Source organism: Achromobacter xylosoxidans, from assembly GCF_001457475.1.
GTDB classification, from domain to species: domain Bacteria; phylum Pseudomonadota; class Gammaproteobacteria; order Burkholderiales; family Burkholderiaceae_B; genus Achromobacter; species Achromobacter xylosoxidans.
In genome coordinates, this window is the sequence record NZ_LN831029.1 from 1200137 (window position 1) to 1219076 (window position 18940).

Consider the following 18940-nt stretch of genomic DNA (forward strand, 5'->3'; position numbering starts at 1 on the left):
AGGACATCGTGTCCAAGCTACCGCCCATTCCGATTCAGTTGCAGACGTTTCGCAAGCATCTGCGTGACCGACGTGCTCTGCGCTGGGCAGTTGTCGGCGTGCTGATCGCGGTGCCGGCAATCTGGTTCCTGATGACTTCGCAGGACATGCCTAGCGCAAGGCGTTCCTCAGCTGCGGGTACCGCGCAGGTATCGGGTCCGCCTTGGCTTCTGGGCAATCCTGACGCGCGCTTCACCGTCGTCTTCTATGCCGACCTGGAGTGCCCGTACTGCAAGGCGTATTCACCGCAGATTCGGCAGTGGGTCTCCGAGCACGAGGACGTCAACCTGCGATGGCACCACATGCCGCTGACCGTCCATGAACCCGCCGCCGGCCAGGAGGCTCGTCTGGTCGAGTGCGCTGGTCTGGCCGGTGGGCATGAGGCGTTCTGGTCTGCCGTGCAGTGGGTCTATGCCAACACGCGCGGTGATGGGCAAGGTCTGGCGAACCTGGAAGCGTTCCCCGGCGTGTCCGCCGAGATCAAGTCGTGCATAAGCAGCGAACAGACCGCAAGCATCGTGCAGTCCCAGGCCGGGGAAGCGGCCAAGTCGGGAATCACGGCGACGCCTTCGCTGCGCCTTGTTGATCACTCCAGCGGCAAGAGCGTCTTGCTGCCTGGCCCTGTGCCTGGCGATGCGCTGCTGTCGGCGATCGATATGCTCGCTGCCGGCGACGCCGCCGAACCGCCAGCAGATGTCCCGTCGTCCCCGTCTGACGCAACGGTCACGGGATCACCCCAGTGACCAAGGACTCGAAGACCTGTGCTTATTCGGCAATCTTCTTACGAGCCTCGCGCACTCCCATCTTGAGCACTTCACGCACGCGCAGGAGCTGGGCCGCGCGAGGCGTGACCTTGCCGGTTTCCCACTTGTAGACGCTCAGGGGCGACGCATCGAGCAGTTGGGCCATCTCTTTCTGGCTCATCTGGAACGCCTTTCGCTTGGCGAGCAACGCCTCGTGGCTGAAAACGAAGGGGCGTCCGCCTCGCTTCGGGGATACCGCCGCGCCTGCGGCGCCAGGAACTCGAGACGCATCGGCGGCCTGGCTTCCTGAAGGCTGACGACCGATCGATGCCAGTGACTTTTCCAGCGCCTTGGCCAGCCCGCGCACCTGCCCGGCCAGCGCCTTGACGTCTCGCTTGAGCGCGGCGATTTCGCCACGCTGGCTGGCGGTCAACTTGCGCAGGGAAGTGATATCCCCCTTGTTCTCCTTGCGCGCTATTCGGGCTACTTCCGATCGGAAAGATTCAGAAAACGCGGTCATGGTGTCTTGTGGCCCTGGCGCCGTTGGGGTGGATGGAGGTCGTGCAAAGGATAACCGTCGCCTGGTGCTTGCCAGTGGAGGCGACCATCAAGATGGGCTTACTTACCCGCCTTCTCGGCCTTGCGCTTGGCGGCCTTGGGATCGACCACGGCCTTGAACTTGGCGCCGGCCACGAATTTCGGCACGGTCGATGCCGGAATCTTCAGGGCGGCACCGGTGGCGGGGTTCTTGCCGGTGCGCGCGGCACGCTTGGCGGACTTGAACGTGCCGAAGCCTACGAGCTGTACCGCATCGCCTTTCTTCACGGCGGTTTGAATGGTGTCGATCAAGGTGTCGAGCACGGCGTTGGCCGTCGCTTTTGACAGGTCGTTCTTGGTTGCCAGGATTTCAACGAGTTGGGCGCGGTTCATATGTTGGCTTCGATAAATAACGGAGAAACCGATATTTATAGCCGATTCTCATCCTCTTCGGTTCAACGGCGATTCCCTCCGATTTAGACGGCATGGCGGCATTGCGTGCATGGACCAATACGGGTGCGTCGGACTGCGCATTGTTTGTAGGTCCCGGATCGGGTTCGGCGTTTGACTATGGCCCTGATCAACTTTCGGGGCATGCGACATGCCAGCATCCTTTTCCAAATTCGCATCAGGCTGGCGAACCCTGGGCCTGGCCGTTGCGCTACCGGCGTCGCTGGCGGTCTTCAGCCCGGCGACGTACGCCGCCGACGTGGTGGTCGTCACCGACAGCCATTATCCGGTCAAGACCATGGGCGGCGAGCGTTTGATCGAGCTGGACGAAGCGTCCCGTATCGAAGCCGAGCTTTCCGCGCAACTGCCCGCCGATGCCGAGCAGGCGTCCGCCATCGTCAAGGGCCGGCTGGACAAGGGCGGTGCTGACCTCCAGCGCCGCGCCGCGTCCGCCTACCAGGGCGTTGCCGACGCCTGGAGCCTGGGCATCACCACCATTCCGGCCGTTGTGGTGGATCAGCGCTACGTGGTCTATGGCGAGACGGACGTGGCCCGCGCCATCGCGCGCATCGAACGGCACCGGAGGGCAGCGCCGTGAGCCGCCCATTCAATCTGCTTCGCCGCGCGCGGGTTGCTGTTGCCTCAGCTTTGCTGCTCAGCGCCACGGGCAGCTATGCCCTGAACACGGCCACCATCGTTTCGTCCGTTATGTCGCCGGACTGCCTGGAATACCGGGTCGTGGGGATTTGCTATTGGCTGTACTGCACCTGGGGCGGCTGCACGGTGCGCACGTCCGTGAAGGTGCGCCACTACATCCCCGACGCCGTCGTTTCGTCCTACTCGGACACGGGCGCGAACCCCTGGGTCGAAGTGCGGGCCATGAGCATGCCCAACCCAACGGCCGAGGCCGGCGGCGACGGTACGACCAACGAAGGTCACGAAAACAATCTCGCACGCTTCAAGAACGCCGACGTCATCGGCCACCCGGGCGCCGAAGTGTTCAACCGGTTCGTCTCGTCCTCGGGCTACTTCTGCGCGGGTGCGGGCACGGCGTTCATGCCGTACCTGCTCAGCACTCTGGACACGCTAGCCTGGCGCTACAACGTCCCCGAGATGGCTTACCCGGAGGCGTTGATCCCCGGCATGCGCGAGATCGGCGCGCGCACAACCCTGAACCTGTGGGGAGCCGTCTACCCGCGTGGCGGTTTCCTGCACCAGCCCGATGACCACAAGGCCGGTGCCGTGGTGGCCCAACGTGCGGGCGATGTCGTCACGCGACGCGGCCAATTGCACGTCTACCAGCCTTTGCTCGCCACTTCCCGCGACGGCTACTGGCCTGCGGGTGCTCTGATGGAGGGCGATGCCTCGACCGGCAAGTGGCAGGAACTTACCCCTGTCCTGTCTTCGTCCTGCACGGTATTCCCGCGCAGCGGCTTTCTGACCCAGGCCCAGCAAGGTGATTACGCGTGGGCGCTGTGGCGGCCCTATGCCTGCTGCGAGCGCAGGGGCCAGGTGTTCCTCGGCAGTGTCGATTTCCTATGAGGGCGCAGCGATGAAGCGTTCAGCATCGACGAATATCTGCCACTCGGCATACTGCATGGTGCGTCCTGCAGCACTGGCTGCGGCGCTTGCCTTGGGTTGTGGCGTGGCCTGGGCACAGGTGGGATTCCAGAACAGCGGCCCCGTCATCGGCGATGACGTCATGTATTCCATCGGTGGTGGCAGCGCGGTCTCCATGGGGCGCGCTGCTGGCATGCGCTCGATCGGCGTTGGCGTCGGTTGGAACAGCAACCTGATCTGCGGCGACATGAGCATCCAGACCACCCTGCGCAACCAGCTCAACGGCATCACGAACGGCTTCCAGCAGATCATGAGCAGCGTCATCCAGAGCGCGACCAGCGCCGTGGCGTCATTGCCTGCGCTGATCATCCAGCGAGCCGATCCCGGTTTGTATAATCTGCTTACAAATGGCGTGCTGCAAGCGCGGCTGGATTTCGACCGTTCCAAGCTGACATGCCGCGCCATGGCCGAGCGGATGGCCGATGCCGCTGGGGGCCAGCTTGGCTGGAGCCAGATGGCCGAAGGTCTGGCGTTGCGCGATGCGGTGTCGAGCACGGACGCGGTGTCAGCCATCGAGCAGGCTGAAAGCCGCCGGGGCAACGACGGCGTGCCCTGGGTCGGGGGCAGCAATGCCGGCGGTTCCGGCCAAGCCGCGATCAGGATCGTCGGTGACGTGACCCGTGCGGGCTACAACCTGGTCAACGGCCGCGGCGTGACCGATACATCAGCCATCTCCACTGCCAGTTGCGCCAGCCTGTCCTGCCAGACATGGACCTCGCCGCAGCAGGCCGTCGAATGGGCCACGCGGGTGCTGGGCGAGAAAGAGCAGCGCACGTGTGAGGCCTGCACAAAGACCGAGACGGTGCCCGGGGTGGGCTTGACGCCGCTGATCCAGGAGGAATACGACGCCAAGCTGCAGGCGCTGCAAGAGCTGATCACCAAGGCCAAGAACACCACGCCGGAGAACCTGCGCCAGGCCGGCAGCGCATCGCTGCCGATCACGCGCGGGGTCATCGAGGCGCTGCGCGACGAGCCGGACCAGGACCTGCTGGCGCGGCGCCTTGCATCCGAAGTGGCGTTGGCGTCGGTGCTGGAGAAGGCGTTGCTGCTCCAGCGCACGCTGCTGACTGGCAAGAAGGAGCCCAATGTCGCGGCCAACAAGTTGGCGGTCGAGGCCGTGAACCACGAGAGCGACACGCTCGACCGGGAGATCCGCAACCTCAAGACCGAGCTGGAACTGCGCCGCGAGCTGGCGAACAACTCGCCCATGGCCATCATCCAGCGCCACGGAACGCGTGCGGCCGGCTCACGCGGCATCTACGAAGGCGACCCGGTGCCCAACCGCCTCGACCAGTTGCAGAAGGGCAATCCGGGAGGCCGGCCATGAGCGCGGTGCGCATGACCTGGCGCCCCTTGCGCTGGCTGTTCAGCCGGCGCGCGGCGAAGACGCTGCTGTGGACGGTGATCATCGTCGTCGCCGCGGTGGGGGCCAACATCGCCGGCATCTATCTGGTCGGCAGCGTGGCGGGCTGGGAACGTTGGCTGGCCGCGGCCGCAGGGTACTTCTTCATCTGGCGGCTGTGCCTTTACGGAGCGACGGCCTATGGCTGGGTCTGGATGCGCCGCCGGTTGCTGGCGCGCGAAGACCAACAAGGGGCAGATTCACAGGCACGGAGACGCCTGATGCGCAGCGAGATCGCGTGCGTCGTGGCCATCGTGGCGCTGGAAGCCAGCCTGTGGATGCAGGGCTGAGGGGATTCGGGCCATGACGCTCTTCACGACCGACTACCTGGAGTACTACCTGACGCTGGTTTCGTGGATCGTCCATAACGGCATCTGGGCCGTGCTGGTGTCCAGCGGCGTCTTCGCGCTGCCTTTTCTGGCGATCATCGTGCAGGAGTGGCTCAAGGCCCGCTCGGAAGGTGCGGACGAGGGCAACAAGGGTGTGCTTTCGGCTGCCCGCATCGAGAACCGGGTCTTCGTCGCCATCGTGGTGGTGATGTTCGCTGGCATCCCGTTCATCGACGTGGATCTCAACACCATCCAGTACGACAGCTCGCGCTCGGCCCAGTGCCAGGTCAACGTGCCGCAGCCGACCGACACGGGCTGGTCGCAGTCGTTCTCCACCCTCAACAACCAATCGGCGAAGGTGCCGGTCTGGTGGGGGTTCATGCACGCGTTGTCGCGGGCGGTGACCGGCGCCTCAGTGGCCGCAATTCCATGTGGTACTGACCTCCGGCAAATGCGTATGGAGATCAACGCCACGCGCATCGACGACCCGTTATTGGCCCAGGAAGTGGCCGATTTCACGCGCGATTGCTATGGCCCCGCACGTGCCAAACTGTTCATGGGTCGCCCCGATCTCGATGGCGACCAGATGCACGACGTCACCTGGATTGGCTCGCGTTTCTTCACCGATACCGCAGGCTATTACGACACCTATCGCGCCCAGACACCGCGCGACGGCTGGGCGTACGACAGCGACCGGGATGCCGGCCTGGCCCAGGTGCCGAGCGGTGCAGGCTATCCGACCTGCCGCCAGTGGTGGAGTGACGGTGGCAACGGCCTGCGCGCCCGCTTGCTGGCTCAGGTCGATGCCAGTTTGCTCAACCGCATCGCCGGCTGGGCCGGATTCCTCAGCCGCACCGAGGTGGATGACTCGGTGATCAGGGCTATCGCTGCACCGGGCCGGCAGAAAGTCAACCTGGGTGGCGTCTACACCGACTACAGCGGCCAGATCAATATGACCGAGCCGAACCTCATCACCCGCGTAGCAAGTGACGTGGGCCTGGCGGTAGGCTCGCTTGCTTATTTCCCCGCCATGGATGCGGTTCGCCAAGCGTTACCCATGGTGCTGTCTCTGCTGAAAATGGCCGTGGTTATCTGCAATCCCCTGGTGCTGGTGTTCGGCACCTACAACTTAAATACCGTGATGACGATCAGCATGGTTCAGTTTGCGTTGTTTTTCGTCGACTTCTGGTTCCAACTCGCGCGCTGGATCGACAGCACGATTCTCGATGCGCTCTACGGCTGGGGACTTGGATTCAATCGGCCGCACATGAACTTCAACATCACGATGGGCCTGAACAACACATTCGGCGACATGCTGCTGAATTACGTCATGGCGACAATGTTCATCGTGCTGCCCCTGTTCTGGGTGACAGCCCTGGGCTGGGCGGGCTATTCCGTCGGAAATGTGTTGCAGGGCCTGACCGGTGGAACAGAGGGAGCGAAAGCCTCTGGCGGGAAGGGAGCAGAACTGGCGTTCGGCAATGCAATGAAGTGGGCATCTACGCCGAGCAAGAAGAAGTAGCGCACTATCCGATAGCAGTTTGGGCATACCTTTGCCGGGGTTCCTCCTCACATGCGCTTGGCAAGAGAGCTAGGTGTTCTGGGGATCATTGGGGTCGTGCTGGTCGATACGGTATCCATCGCTGGAGTAGAGACCATAGCCGGCGTACCCGTCCCGCCATTCCGCTTCGGGCATCGTCAAATCGACGGGTTCGTAACCTCGGGCAACAAACATCAGAAACACCAGCAGCAGCGCAAACCAGAACAGCGCGTAGAACAACACCGCCAGGACAGCAAGCTTGACGATCCACAATAGTGTGGCCGCGACAGCAGTCGGCACGCCCTTGGAGACCAGCCATCCGGCCACGCTCCGCTCACGATGCACGTACGCACGCCATCCACGGCCGAGCCGGCGGCCAAAGCGTTCTGTGGGACTAGGGCGGGTTGTCGTGTTCATGGTCATACCTGTCTCTCCGGGTTACATGCTCTCTCCAGTCTATGCCGATGGCCACCGTCGCGCGGCCATCAATACGGCATTGCCCGCTGCGCGATTTGAGGGCGGTAGCCCAAGCCAGGCTCACGCGAGCGCAACATGATTAGATTTATACGCCAAATACAACCATGAGGCTACTTTTTGAGCATTCATCTGTCCCAACATGGCAATAGATTAGATATTTCTGTACATTTAACCTATGAGTGGAAATAGCAGACATCAAGTAATCAAACGCCTGCAGGCGGAGCTTCCCCGTGGAGCCCCGTTCGATCTCGCCGTGCTCGAATCCTTCGGCGTATCGCCCCAGTTGGCGGCCCGCTACGTGGAGGGCGGCTGGCTGGGGCGCTTGGCCCATGGCGTCTACGCCTTCCCGAACGACGACTTCGACGTCAGCGGCGCCCTGCGCTACCTGCAGAGTAGGGTCGCTGGTCTGCACGTCGGGGGCAAGAGCGCGCTGGCCCTGCAGGGGGTGCGCCACAACCTGGCCACGCGGGACGCGCAGGTGCTCTGGGGCGATGCCCGCTTTGCGCTGCCATCCTGGTTCACCGTGCGCTTTCCAGCCCGCTACGTCAACGCCCGACTGTTCGACTGGCCCGACGAAAGCCTCGCCGGCAAAACCTTGCACACGCCTCCCGGGCAGCCCGACGGGCTATTGGTGGCGGTGCCGGAACGTGCCGTGCTGGAGCTGCTCTACGAGGCCGGCACCCGGCAAAGCCTCGAAGAAACCCGCAACCTCTTCGACGGCTTGCGATCACCGCGCAAGGATCTGCTCGGGCGACTGCTGTCCTGCTGCACCAGTGTCAAGACCGTGCGCCTGTTCCTGACCTGGGCGCGCGAGACCAGCGTGGTCGACGTCGATGCGCTGCTGGAGCAGTACCCCGTACGCACCGGCAGCAATAAGCGCTGGATGAGCCGGCTCGACGATGGCACCTTGCTGAGCCTGAATCCCCATGGATAGGCACTACGCCGACACCGTCCGTCTGCTACTGGCCATCGCTCCCGACGTGTTCGACAACACGGTCTTCGCCATGAAGGGTGGCACAGCCATCAACCTGTTCGTGCAGGACATGCCCCGCTTGTCGGTGGATATCGACGTGGTTTACCGGCCATGGGACCCGCCCCGGGATCAGGCGCTGCAGGCCATCAACCAGGAGCTGGCTGCCATTGCGCAGCGGGTCGAGCGCCTTGGCGTGCAGTCGCGTCTGATCCGTAGCAAGGATCTGGGCGACACCAAGCTGGTGGTCGAGAACGACACCAGCCAGGTGAAAGTCGAGGTCAATGTCGTCTTCCGCGGCACCGTGCTGCCGGTCGAACGCCGGCCTCTGAGCGCCAGGACCAGCGACCTGTTCGGCGTGGAGTTCGAGGCGCCGACCCTGGCCCCGGATGAACTCTATGCCGGCAAGCTCGTCGCCGCCCTCGACCGCCAGCACCCGCGCGACCTGTTCGACGTGTGGCAGTTGTTCGAGACTGGTGGGGTCACCGACGCGATGGTCGAATGCTTCGTGGTCTACCTGGCCGGACACAACCGCCCGACCCATGAAGTCCTGTTCGGCAACGACAAGGACATTGCCCAAGAGTACCAACGCGCCTTCGTCGGCATGACCGAGGTGGGCTGCCCATTGGAGACGCTGATCGATACCCGCGCCCGACTGCGCCAGGAACTTGCGCAGCGGTTGAGTACCCCTACGGCGCGCACCATCCGGCTCTGGACTTCTTTCAGCGCGATCGAGCGTTTCGTGTCCGCGAGCCACTGGTGCTTGTGAAACACCGACTCCATCAGCGCCGTGGGCAGGTCGCGCCCCAGGTAGAGTACGCCGTAGGCCTGTGCCGGATCGTCGTAGCGATTGGTGCTGCTGCGGCCATAGTACAGCGGGCTGCCCCGATAGACGATGCGGCTCACATGCTGGAGCAGTTCACCGGCATCGATCAGGAACGAAGGCAGCTCGCGGCTCATCGCGGTCTCGCTTCAATGCACCTGCACGCCCAGCACGTTGAACACGGCCTCGGCCACGTCGTCGATCGTGCCATGCGTCACTGCATCCACCGGCGAGCGACCGCCCAAGCCTTCGAGCGGTTCGGACAGCGCGCGGTAGATCGTCCAGTGGTCGATGCCCTCGACCTCCTGAAGCACGGCTTGGGTCAACTGCTGCTTCACGGGGTCGAGCTGCCAGTCGGGCAGTTTCTGGCCGCGGGGCCCCACGTTCAGCGCCAGCAGCCGACGGGCGAGGATGTCCTTGTAGATTTGCTGGCGCGACTTGTCCGCCAGCTTGGCGTACTCGGGGATCGGCAGGTTGTGCGGCTGGTTGAAGGCCTCCAGCAGGACGGCGCGGCCTCGCTGGACGTCGGTTTCGGCCGGTGCCCAGCGCGTCTCGGCGCGCAGCGCGGCCGCCTTGCGCTTTAAGGCCTGCTCCACCGTTTCGCCTTCGAGGTTGGCGGGCAGTTTCACCGCCTCCACGCGCTCGTGGATGAACGCCTGCAACTCGGCCGCGAAAGCCGGGGCATCCCGGATTTCGACGGTATCCGCGAAGCGGCGCACGTCCTCCACCGTGACGCGCGGTAGCCGGTCGGCAATGAATTCGATGGCAGTGGGCATGGTCATCTCCCAGGTAGGTTTGAGACAGGATTTACTATAGCCTCCTTTGTCTCGTTTGACAATTTTGTCGCACTCATGCGCGCCTACCTGACGGAAGCAGCGTCCCCGCAGCATAGGCCGAGGGTGCCGCCGGGCCGCCATCCAATCCATTCGAGCGCGTTCCACATTGACGCTGGAGCCATAATTCAGGCAACGTCAGCCACCGGGAGAACCGTGTCACCCTAAAGAGTACTGTCCCTGTTTTGCTCGTGGCGAAACTGCACAAAGCTTCCGTCCAGATACTCCAGCGGATCAATGGCAGGACCTGCAGTTGCTCGCACCACTTGACTCAGGATGACGTGGTGGGAACCCCCATCGACAACCTGTTGGACCTTGCATGCGAGTACGGCCTGGGCATCCTTCAGATAAGGCAATCCTGCTTCGTCAACGTGCCAATCTGCTTCTGCAAAACGGTCGCGGGAATGGCCCCCAGCGCACTGCACGGCGAGTTTTCGATGGCGCGCGCCAAGTACGTTGATGCACAGATGCCGCGAGGCGAGAAGCGGTGCACTGATGCTGGCGCGCTTGTTGATGCAGACCAGCACCGTCGGAGGCTCCAGCGACACGGACATGAACGAACTGGCTGTCATCGCGTATTTGTCGCCTTGTGGGCTGCCCGTCGTCACGATGGTCACTGTCGCGGCAACACCTCGCATGGCCTCACGCAGCCGGGATGCCTGTCCACCAGGACTGGGGGATGACGCTCGAAGCTGAGCCGGCCTGGGCTCTGGTGATCGGTTAATCGAATTGATGGAGGCTCCTTGGGTTGTTGCGCCGATCGCTCGGTTTGGTGCTGCCAGTTGAAGATCGAATGGGTAGAATGCTTTTATGCGAATCGTATATGATTCGCATAAAAAGAACCATCTGTTCGACCGATGGCTTGATCGAACTTCACCGAGGTCTCTGACCCCTTCATCACTCTAGGAATACATCATGAACACGCTCAACGACACCATGAAAGCCATGCTTGCCAAGCAGTTGCCGATCCAGGCGACCGTCAGCAAGGAAGGCTTGCCGGACATCGGCCCCAAGCGCTCGCTCAGGCTCTATGACGACCACACCCTCATCTTCAACGAGAACACCGGCGGGCAGACCTTGCAGAACGTCCGTGACGGATCACACATTGCCGTTGCCATCATTGACCGAGAGGCGTTGGATGGCTACCGATTCATCGGCAAGCCGGAAATCTTCGGCGAAGGCACCCCGCCTTATGACAACGCGCTGGCCTTTGCGGAGAAGAACGGGATGAAGCCGCCCAAATTCGCGGTGCTGGTACACATCGAGAACATCTACACGCTGCGCTCCGGCGCGGATGCGGGCAAGAAACTGTAAGCCCCAGGGAACCGCCCACCGGCCGGTGGTTCAGTGCGCGCCATGTCCTGGGGCAACTGATGTCTCAAGGCCGGCGGGCAGAAACGCGCTACACGATTGGAGGTAGTGAGTAAATTCTCCCAGCGTGCGAGTGATGTGGCGTGCCGCTATGGCACGCAACTCATCCTCCAGATCAGGCGCAACGCTCAGATCACTGACCGTCAGGTGCGTCTGCCTGTACAGCGCCGCCACATCCTCGCGCCGACCGCAGCGCTTGTGCAAGTTCGCGGCATTGTGATGCGACACCACGAAGGCCGCCACGGCGGCATCGAACACTGGTACGCGGGCATCCGCTTGCCGACCGGCCTCACGCCACGGCTTGGTCGCCAGCAAATGGCAGGCCAATGCGATCGCCTGCTCATACAAAACACGGGCGCGAGCATCGTCTTCCTGCTCGAAAGCGGCGTTCGCCGCCTCGATGGCTTGTTCCCAGCGCGCGAAATCTTCAGATCCTGCAGCCATTCAGTCCACCTTTTTCAAGCCTCTTCGGCAGTGGGCGTGTCTGCCGTAATCGAGGCGTAGCTACCCGTACCATCCGGCCATGCGCTCAGCAGGTCGAAGCCTTGTTCGGTGACGGCCACCATGTGTTCCCATTGAGCCGACAGGGAGCGCTCACGCGTGACCACGGTCCAGCCATCCGGGCGCGTCATGGTGCCGGCCTTGTCGGCGTTGAGCATGGGCTCGATCGTGAAGATCATGCCCGGTTCGAGCCGCAAGCCCTGCCCACGCTGCCCGACATGCAGCACCTGGGGTTCGGCGTGGTACTCGCGGCCCACGCCATGCCCACAGTATTCGCGCACCACGCTGAAGCCTCGAGAATGCGCCACCGATTGGATTGCGTGGCCGACGTCGCCCAACGTGGCGCCGGGGCGCACCTGCAGGATGCCGGCGCGCATGGCCTCGTAGGTGGTATCGACGAGGGCGCGGATGCGCGCCTTGGGCTCGCCCACGCAGTACATGTGGGCGGTGTCGCCATACCAGCCATCGCGAATGACGGCGACGTCGATGTTCAGGATGTCGCCATCCTTGAGGATCTCGGTGAATGACGGGATGCCATGGCAAACGACGTGGTTGCGCGACGTGCAGATCGTTTTTGGAAAACCTTGGTAGCCGACGTTGGCGGGAATCGCCTTCAGGTCATTCACGATGAAGTCGTGGCAGATGCGATCCAGCGTGCCGGTGCTGACACCGGGACGCACGTGGGGTGCAATCATGGCCAGCACTTGCGCGGCGAGTTGCGCAGCAATGCGGCACTGTTCGATTTCGGCAGGGGTGTGCAGCGTCACCCGCTGCGTCTGCCGCAGCATCACGCCACCCGCTTCTTGCGCTGCGCTGCCGCCGGGCCGTGGCGCTCGTCCAATTGGGCGACCAACTCATGCAGGCCGCCCTCTGTCTGCTCGGCCTGCAACAGCAGGCGAGATAGCTCCGAATAATTCAGATCCGGATACAGCTCGGAGAGCATGCCAACGCGCATCCAGTGTTCTGCCTGTGCGTTGATCGAACGGCTGAACGCCGCGCTGCCAGTGCGCAGACTCTCATGCAGGGCATCGGAGATTTTTACCAGTCCCATGGCTCATCCTTTTAAAGGATTCGTATATGAATCGTATATCATAGAGCATCCGACGTCCAGTAGGTTCCGGACGAAGAAATTCACATCTGAAGACGCGCGTTGCGCGGCTGGCGGAACTGCGTTCGCGCGAAGGCTATATGGCCGAATACGAAGAGCTGGACGATGGCAGCTTGTTATTCATCGAGAACCATTGCCCGATCTGCGCGGCAGCCACTGCATGCCAAGGCTTCTGTCGGGCAGAGCTGGCGGTCTTCGAGCAGGTCTTGCAGGCGCGTGTGGAGCGTGTCGAACATATTCTCAAGCAGGCCCGGCGATGTGCCTACACGATCAGGCCTTATTGACTCAAGAGAAGACACCATGACGACACCACTCGACGCTGATCTTCAGCAGATGACCCGCGAGCAACTCATCGCTGAAGTGAAGAAGCTACGCGCCGGCATCCGAGCGCATCGCGACTGTTCCGGCCACGACCTGTGCTGGTACCACCCGCACCTGTGGGCCTTGCTGCCTGAGCGGGTCGATCAACAACCGGATGTACCCGACTGGCCGCAGTTCATGCGCGGTTGCATCAAGTACCGCGAATCACTGGATGGGCAACTGCCGGATGCGCCGCGCAGCCAGAACGAGTTCAGCAGTGAAAGCTGATCTCGTCACCAGCCGCCACCGGCGCCGGATGCAGATGTTTGATGGTATGGGCGGCGCCGAATGCCTCGGCGTCATAGCCTGGCGTCTCGCCCTGCAGGCAGTGCAACCATCAACTCGATGAACAAAATCGTCGCCAGGATCAGGATCGGCACATTCCAGTCACCCGTGTGATGGTAGATCGCACCCACCAGCAACGGCCCCGCCACAGCGATCAGGTAGCCCACGGTCTGAGCCATGGCCGAGAGCCGGGTCGCGGTATCCACGCTGGCCGCCTTGGCCACGAATAGGAAGGCACCCAGCGACGGTCCCGCGCCCTGGCCGAAGCCCAGCACCAGCGCCCAGATGATGGCGGTGCCGCCCGGCGCATACCAAAGGCCCAGCGTGCCGACCAGGCAGGTGAGCACCGTCATGGCGATCCAGGGCCGCTGGTCCGGCTTGCGGGCGGCCAGCAGCGGGGTCACGAAGCTGCCCACCATCAGGCTGACCTGCGATGCGGAGAAGACCATCGCCGCCGCGGCCTGGCTGCTGCCGCGATCCATCAGGATGGTCGGCATCCACGGCAGGAAGACGTACAGGTTGAGCGCCTGCAAGCCGAAGAACAGGGTGATGGACCAGGCCATGCCGCTGCGATAAACGTTGACGACAACGGGTGCGCCTCGCGCGGCCACGGGCATGGGCGCGGCCGCCTTGCCGATCTGCGGCAGCCAGACCACCATCGCCAGGACGGCGGGAACCGTCCACAGGCCCAGCGAGCGGTACGCCGCTTGCGTATCCCCGCCCATCCACTGGAACAGCGGGAAGGCACCGGCCGCGCCGAGTACCGCACCCACGCCCAGCATCAACGCGTAGATGCCCATGACCATGCCCATGCGCTGCGGGCCGAAGCGCTTGCGCGCCAGCGCCGGCATGATCACGTTCATTACGGCAATGCCCGCGCTGCCGATGACAGTGCCGAGGATCAAGGCCGTTTCACCGAAGCCGCGAATGCCGCAGCCGATCACCAGCAGCATCAGTGCCAGAAACAGTGCCCGCTCCTCTCCCAACCAGCGCCGCAGATGGACACCAGGAATCGAGAAGATACCCAGCAAGGCCAGTGGCAGGGCGGTTACCAGGAGGGTGGAGGCAAACCCCAGCGCCAGATTCTGCAGCAGCGGTCCGACCGTGGCGAAGATCAGCCGCAGGTTCAGCGCAACCAGGATGAAACCCGCCCACAACAGCCATGAGGCGGCCAGTGACTTGGGCGGTGCCTTGGCACTCGTTACGTTGGTCATGTCAATGTGTCCGTCTTGCATGGTTCATGTCCTGTGCGTCACCGATGCGTCCGGGTTGGCTCGTGGGTGAAGATGTGGTTTCGTACGAACCAGGCCAGCAGCGTGACCAGCCCCAGTCCTGCCATCAGGCTTGCCAGCATGCCCGGATAGCCACCCGCATCCAGCAGCATCCCCGCCAGCATCGGTACCAGCGTGCGGCCGATCACGAACAGGCTGGACTGGATGCCATAGTCAAGTGCCGACAGCCCGGTGCGGGTGTGGTGCATCATCAGCCCGAACACCAGCCCGGCCGATGCCCCCATCATCAAGGCGACGACCATGCTGGCTGCGATCAGAGCATCCGAGCCCAGGTTGAGCACGACGGCAGCCGCCAGCGTGCCCAGGGCCAGCAGATTGCAAACAGCGAACAGCGGCAAGGCACCGCTTCTGCGGGAAACCCAGCTCCCCGCCATGCTGGCGATGGCGGCCACCAGCCCGCCGCCGACGCCCACGATCATCGCGATCCGCTCGGGCGCGAATCCCTGGTCGAGCATCAGCGGCTTGAGATACACCCAGACCGCGCCGATCAGCGGGTAATACAGCACCAGCAGCACTGCCCAGACGCGATGCTGGGGAACGGTGAACCAGCCCAGCCACTCGCGCAGCCCCGCGCGAGGCACAACGACGGCGGACGCGGCCAGGATTTTTCCTTCCCGTGGCTTGAGCCATGGCACGAGCACGACAGCAGACTGCATGCCAAGCGCCAGCACATAGAACGGCCAGGCCCAGCCGAGCCGGGTTTGCAGCATCAACATCAGGCCGCCACCCACGATGGCGCCCAGCGAAGTTGCAGCCGAACGGATCGCCCCGGCACGCATGCGCTCGGATTCAGGCAGTACCCGTATCGCCAGCGCATTGACCGGAACGTCGGCCCAGGTGCCGAACAGGCTGACCAGCATGGCCAGCGCGAACAGCAAGGCGTAAGGTGTGCTGCGCAGGTCGTGCATGCCCAGCAGCAGCAACGCACCGGCATAGCCCAGGCCCAACAGGATGGCCCAGTTGCGATAGCTGCCCTCCATCTGCCCCAACCGCCAGCGATCGACGGGTGTGGCCAGCACGAACTTGAGCATGGCAGGCAGGCCCGCCATCTGGATCAGGCCGATGTCGGTGCCGCTCCAGCCGTGCTGGCGCATGACCAGCGGCAGGCCTACGAACAGGTAGATCACCGGCGCGGTCAGCATGAGGTTGAGCCAGCCCAGCAGCAATTGCTGCGGCCACCAGGAACGGTTCATGTCTTGAACCCCAGGTGAAGCCAGGCCGGCGCCATCGGGAAGTCGACGCGGCCCAGTGAGCGGATATCGGTGAAGCCGGCCGCCGCCATCATCCCGGCGACTTCGCCCGGACGCGGCAGCCTGTTGCCGCGCAGCGTCACCGTGCCGTAGAACGGCATGACACGCGCCGCCAGTTCGGCATCGTCGGCCAGTTCGGCATGCGCCAGCAGCAGCCAGCCGCCGGGATTGAGCGCATCCCACATCTTGCGCACGGCGTCCCGCAGGTCGCGCAGAAAATGCAGCACCGACGAACACCAGATCAGGTCGTAGCCATGGCCGATGCCATCCGTGTTCAGGTCGCAGCCCAGCGCCTGCAACCGCTGCGACAACCCGGCGGCGGTGATGTTCTCGCTCGCGACTTCGGCGGTTTCGGGCTGGTCGCACAGCACACCCCGCCAGCCCGGCAGGCGCTGGGCGAGCGCGATGCCGACATGGCCGGGGCCGCTGCCCAGATCGAGCAGCCTGCCTGTTTCCGGCAAGGCGGGAAGCGTTTGCAGCAGGCGCAGCACCGCAGGAACCGTGATGACACGCTGTTCCTGCCCGATCTGCTCGCGCGCTGCCTGCGCCCAACTGCCTTTGGGCGCGGCCTCGCCCTGCGGGTCGAAGCCGTGGCGCAGCAGGGTGTCCCACTGACTAGCGAAGCGCGACAGGAAGCGGGCGCGGTACAGCCAGGCCTGGGCGCAGTTCTCCGGCGATGTCTCGACGAAGAAGCGTGCCGCCAGCGGCGATGTCACGTACTCGGTGTCCGAGGGAGCTGCCGCGGGCACCCGCCGTACCAGCAGTTCGAGGCTCCACAACAAATCCAGCCACACGACAGTCGCGCCAGGGTTCAGGTCGAGCTTTTGCGCAACGGCATCCGCAGACGTTGGCTTATCCAGGAGCGTGAACAATCGGTACTCGATGGCCTGTTCGACGGCCTGGGTCTGGATCGGCGCTGCTGCGATGTTCCAGAACGGCTGCAAGGGGTGCGAGGTATGAAAATGCATGGTCATGCCTCACATCCGCCAGGTCAGCCGCACACCCACTTCGCGCGGCGGGCTGTAGACGGTGACGTAGCCGCCCTGATAGCCGACCGCGTCGTAGGTCTTGTCGGCCACGTTGTGGGCGTAGGCGGCGATCTCCCAGTTCTTGTACTGGTAGCCGGCGACCAGGTTCACCAGGCCATAGCCATTGCGCTGATACTGGTTGGCGGCATCCAGGTAGATCTTGCTGCTGCCCACCATGCTGGCCTGGGCGTACCAGCCCTGCGGCGCGTCGTAGCGCAGCCCGACGTATCCGGTCAGCCTGGGCGCGAAGTTGTTGGTCTTGCCCGCGTAGTTGGCGGCACCATCCTGGAAGCTGTCGAAGGTCGTCTTGTTCCAGGCCAGTCCGCCCGTCACTCGCCAGCCGCTGCCCAGCAGGTAGTCTGCATCCAGTTCCAGCCCCTTGGACGTCGCCTTGGCTGCACTGGCGATGTAGGTGGTTCCCGGCATGGGCTGCATCTGCACCTGCATGTTGTCCACCTTCATGACATAGGCCGCCACCGAGTAGCGCAGCCGCTTGTCCAGCGCCCAGCCCTTGAAGCCGGTTTCGTAGGACCAGTTTTCCTCGGGGTCGTAGGACGGATAGTCCAGCGCCGAAACGAAGATGTTGTAGCCACCGGCACGGATGCCTCGGCTGACACTGGCATACCACTGGTGTTCGGGCGCGAATTGATACTGCAACGCCAACTTGGGCGAGAAGTGCGTCCAGTCCTCCTTCTTCCTGACCCCGCTGGCGGGACTGGCCTCCGCCGAATTGCGCTCGATGCGCCCACCAGCCGTCAGGCTCCATGCCTCGGTCAGCGGGACGTTCCAGTTCGTGAACAACGCCAGGGACTGCGTCTCCAGCTTGGCCCGATAGTCCAGGAACATCGGCCCGCGCTGGGTGTAGTTGCGCAGCGTGTTGTCGCCTTGGTCGCCATACAGGCCGATCAGCCAATCCGAGCGTCCCAGCTTGCCTTCCAGCCGGAGTTCCTGCGACCAGGTGCGCAGCTTGTTGTCCCGGCCGATGTACAAGCTCTCGGCCGACATGAAGTCGGTGTCCTGGAGAATCTTGTCTTCGTACTGGTTGTACGCGGTGATGGAGCGCAGGCGCAGGCCAGAAGACAGTTCATGGGAGGCATTGAGCGATAACGTCTGCCCCAGCGAGCGGTTCCAGCTTGGCGTGCCAGATGCGACTTCCGCCCTGGGCGTGCCGACGTTGCCCCACAGCGTGGCACCATCGTCATAGGCCTGCCGCACGTAGCGCAGCACCACGTCGGTGGCGCTCGAAGGCGTCCAGCGCAGGCCGATGTTGAGATCCCGATGCGCCTTGTCGTCGTCCTTGCCGCCGGTGTGGGTGTTGTTGATGAAGCCATCCTGCTTCAGCCACGAGCCCGAGATACTCGCATACAGCCTGTCTTCGACCAGCGGCTGGCTCAGCGAGAAGCGCAGATCCCGTTTGCTGCGGCTGCCCAGCCCGGCCGAGACGCTGGCGCGTGACGTGTTGTCCATCGGCAGGCTGTGGAAGGAGATCACGCCCGACTCGGCGTTGCGCCCATACAGCGTGGACTGCGGGCCGCGCAGCACCTCGATGCGATCAACGTCGAGAAAGCTGTTCTCGAAGCTCTGTGCCGTCAGCGTAGGCACGCCATCGACCAGCATCAGCACCGAGGTCGAGAACGAGTGGATGCTGGCCGTCAGGCCGCGCATCACCGGCGCCTTCATGCCTGGCTGGCCGAAGGGCTGGAAGGACAGGCCAGCGACCCGGCCTTCCAGTTGCTCCATGCTCGTGATGCTGGACTGCTCCAGCTCGAACCCGTCGATCACCGCCACGCTGGCGGGAACCCGTTCTATTGGCCGCTCAACCTTGTCGGCTGTGACGGTGATGGCAGGCAGCTCGGTGGCGGTGTTGTCTGTGACCGCTTCAGAGGCGTTTTCGGCAACCGCCGCGACAGGTAACGCGAGTATCGGTAAAGCAAGCAGGATAGCGTGATGGCACGCGCTGAATTCGTATTTCATGCGGTAAT

The 18940-nt window shown here is 63.6% G+C and carries 21 protein-coding genes and 3 pseudogenes; 11 read left to right on the top strand and 13 right to left on the bottom strand.

The features are described 5' to 3' along the window. The first annotated feature begins 5 nt into the window (after positions 1 to 5). Positions 6 to 782, top strand: a complete 777-nt coding sequence (locus AT699_RS05570; RefSeq protein ID WP_058207230.1) for a DsbA family protein — start codon at positions 6 to 8, stop codon at positions 780 to 782. Positions 783 to 804: 22 nt separating this feature from the next. On the opposite strand, the gene AT699_RS05575 is transcribed toward AT699_RS05570, so the two are convergent. After that, positions 805 to 1302, bottom strand: a complete 498-nt coding sequence (locus AT699_RS05575; RefSeq protein WP_024067913.1) for a helix-turn-helix domain-containing protein — start codon at positions 1300 to 1302, stop codon at positions 805 to 807. A gap of 98 nt (positions 1303 to 1400) precedes the next feature. Next, positions 1401 to 1712: an HU family DNA-binding protein gene (locus AT699_RS05580; RefSeq protein WP_024067914.1), complete on the bottom strand. Its 312-nt coding sequence runs from the start codon at positions 1710 to 1712 to the stop codon at positions 1401 to 1403. A gap of 208 nt (positions 1713 to 1920) precedes the next feature. Between AT699_RS05580 and AT699_RS05585 the strand changes: the two genes are divergently transcribed. The 5 genes from AT699_RS05585 to AT699_RS05605 are packed head-to-tail and all read left to right on the top strand — an operon-like array spanning position 1921 to position 6642. Continuing rightward, complete coding sequence (locus AT699_RS05585; RefSeq protein ID WP_024067915.1) at positions 1921 to 2367, top strand: TIGR03757 family integrating conjugative element protein; 447 nt, start codon at positions 1921 to 1923, stop codon at positions 2365 to 2367. Continuing rightward, the gene (locus tag AT699_RS05590; protein WP_058207231.1) at positions 2364 to 3311 is read left to right on the top strand and encodes a TIGR03756 family integrating conjugative element protein; all 948 of its coding nucleotides are present in this window, start codon (positions 2364 to 2366) and stop codon (positions 3309 to 3311) included. Before AT699_RS05585 ends, AT699_RS05590 begins: the two co-directional genes overlap by 4 nt. A 10-nt stretch (positions 3312 to 3321) precedes the next feature. Next, positions 3322 to 4716, top strand: coding sequence for an integrating conjugative element protein (locus AT699_RS05595; protein WP_058207232.1), 1395 nt, complete (start codon positions 3322 to 3324; stop codon positions 4714 to 4716). After that, a complete protein-coding gene (locus AT699_RS05600) occupies positions 4713 to 5081 on the top strand; it encodes a hypothetical protein (protein WP_024067918.1) in 369 nt (122 codons plus the stop codon). The genes AT699_RS05595 and AT699_RS05600 overlap by 4 nt, the downstream gene beginning before the upstream one ends. 13 nt (positions 5082 to 5094) lie before the next feature. Continuing rightward, positions 5095 to 6642: a conjugal transfer protein TraG N-terminal domain-containing protein gene (locus tag AT699_RS05605; protein WP_024067919.1), complete on the top strand. Its 1548-nt coding sequence runs from the start codon at positions 5095 to 5097 to the stop codon at positions 6640 to 6642. Between the two features lie 69 nt (positions 6643 to 6711). On the opposite strand, the gene AT699_RS05610 is transcribed toward AT699_RS05605, so the two are convergent. Continuing rightward, positions 6712 to 7083, bottom strand: a complete 372-nt coding sequence (locus AT699_RS05610) for a DUF3742 family protein (RefSeq protein WP_425306388.1) — start codon at positions 7081 to 7083, stop codon at positions 6712 to 6714. A 229-nt stretch (positions 7084 to 7312) separates the two neighbouring features. Between AT699_RS05610 and AT699_RS05615 the strand changes: the two genes are divergently transcribed. Beyond that, positions 7313 to 8071, top strand: a complete 759-nt coding sequence (locus AT699_RS05615; protein ID WP_058207233.1) for a type IV toxin-antitoxin system AbiEi family antitoxin domain-containing protein — start codon at positions 7313 to 7315, stop codon at positions 8069 to 8071. Continuing rightward, positions 8064 to 8807 (top strand): annotated as a pseudogene (locus AT699_RS05620) (nucleotidyl transferase AbiEii/AbiGii toxin family protein); the annotation flags it as partial. The gene AT699_RS05615 and the pseudogene AT699_RS05620, both read left to right, overlap by 8 nt. Here the strand turns inward: AT699_RS05620 and AT699_RS30820 are convergent. The 3 genes and pseudogenes from AT699_RS30820 to AT699_RS30830 form a co-directional block, all read right to left on the bottom strand. Beyond that, positions 8786 to 9067 (bottom strand): annotated as a pseudogene (locus tag AT699_RS30820) (RES domain-containing protein); the annotation flags it as partial. The pseudogenes AT699_RS05620 and AT699_RS30820 sit on opposite strands and share 22 nt — an antisense overlap. 12 nt (positions 9068 to 9079) lie before the next feature. Then, positions 9080 to 9706 (bottom strand): hypothetical protein, encoded by a 627-nt coding sequence (locus AT699_RS05625; RefSeq protein WP_024067923.1) that lies wholly within the window; start codon positions 9704 to 9706, stop codon positions 9080 to 9082. Positions 9707 to 9927: 221 nt separating this feature from the next. After that, entirely contained in the window at positions 9928 to 10380 is a 453-nt protein-coding gene (locus tag AT699_RS30830) for a flavin reductase family protein (protein WP_158646885.1), read from the bottom strand. Between the two features lie 298 nt (positions 10381 to 10678). Here AT699_RS30830 and AT699_RS05630 point away from each other — a divergent pair, with 298 nt between their 5' ends. Beyond that, the gene (locus AT699_RS05630) at positions 10679 to 11077 is read left to right on the top strand and encodes a pyridoxamine 5'-phosphate oxidase family protein (protein WP_024067924.1); all 399 of its coding nucleotides are present in this window, start codon (positions 10679 to 10681) and stop codon (positions 11075 to 11077) included. A gap of 30 nt (positions 11078 to 11107) precedes the next feature. On the opposite strand, the gene AT699_RS05635 is transcribed toward AT699_RS05630, so the two are convergent. The 3 genes from AT699_RS05635 to AT699_RS05645 are packed head-to-tail and all read right to left on the bottom strand — an operon-like array spanning position 11108 to position 12686. After that, the gene (locus AT699_RS05635; protein ID WP_058207234.1) at positions 11108 to 11578 is read right to left on the bottom strand and encodes a hypothetical protein; all 471 of its coding nucleotides are present in this window, start codon (positions 11576 to 11578) and stop codon (positions 11108 to 11110) included. A gap of 14 nt (positions 11579 to 11592) precedes the next feature. After that, positions 11593 to 12423: a type I methionyl aminopeptidase gene (gene map, locus AT699_RS05640; RefSeq protein ID WP_024067925.1), complete on the bottom strand. Its 831-nt coding sequence runs from the start codon at positions 12421 to 12423 to the stop codon at positions 11593 to 11595. Continuing rightward, positions 12423 to 12686 carry a ParD-like family protein gene (locus tag AT699_RS05645; protein WP_024067926.1) on the bottom strand — a complete coding sequence of 88 codons (264 nt, stop codon included), beginning with the start codon at positions 12684 to 12686 and terminating at the stop codon, positions 12423 to 12425. Before AT699_RS05645 ends, map begins: the two co-directional genes overlap by 1 nt. Before the next feature lie 95 nt (positions 12687 to 12781). Here AT699_RS05645 and AT699_RS05650 point away from each other — a divergent pair. Continuing rightward, positions 12782 to 13027, top strand: a pseudogene (locus tag AT699_RS05650) (helix-turn-helix transcriptional regulator); the annotation flags it as partial. A gap of 16 nt (positions 13028 to 13043) precedes the next feature. Beyond that, positions 13044 to 13331: a hypothetical protein gene (locus AT699_RS05655; RefSeq protein ID WP_058207235.1), complete on the top strand. Its 288-nt coding sequence runs from the start codon at positions 13044 to 13046 to the stop codon at positions 13329 to 13331. 71 nt (positions 13332 to 13402) lie between these two features. Here the strand turns inward: AT699_RS05655 and AT699_RS05660 are convergent, their stop codons facing one another. The 4 genes from AT699_RS05660 to AT699_RS05675 are packed head-to-tail and all read right to left on the bottom strand — an operon-like array spanning position 13403 to position 18932. Next, positions 13403 to 14602, bottom strand: coding sequence for an MFS transporter (locus tag AT699_RS05660; RefSeq protein ID WP_024067930.1), 1200 nt, complete (start codon positions 14600 to 14602; stop codon positions 13403 to 13405). A 38-nt stretch (positions 14603 to 14640) separates the two neighbouring features. Continuing rightward, on the bottom strand, positions 14641 to 15873 hold the full coding sequence (locus tag AT699_RS05665) for an MFS transporter (RefSeq protein ID WP_024067931.1): 1233 nt from the start codon (positions 15871 to 15873) through the stop codon (positions 14641 to 14643). Continuing rightward, positions 15870 to 16904, bottom strand: coding sequence for a class I SAM-dependent methyltransferase (locus tag AT699_RS05670; RefSeq protein WP_024067932.1), 1035 nt, complete (start codon positions 16902 to 16904; stop codon positions 15870 to 15872). The genes AT699_RS05665 and AT699_RS05670 overlap by 4 nt, the downstream gene beginning before the upstream one ends. 3 nt (positions 16905 to 16907) lie before the next feature. Next, on the bottom strand, positions 16908 to 18932 hold the full coding sequence (locus tag AT699_RS05675; RefSeq protein ID WP_024067933.1) for a TonB-dependent receptor: 2025 nt from the start codon (positions 18930 to 18932) through the stop codon (positions 16908 to 16910). Between the last annotated feature and the right edge of the window lie 8 nt (positions 18933 to 18940).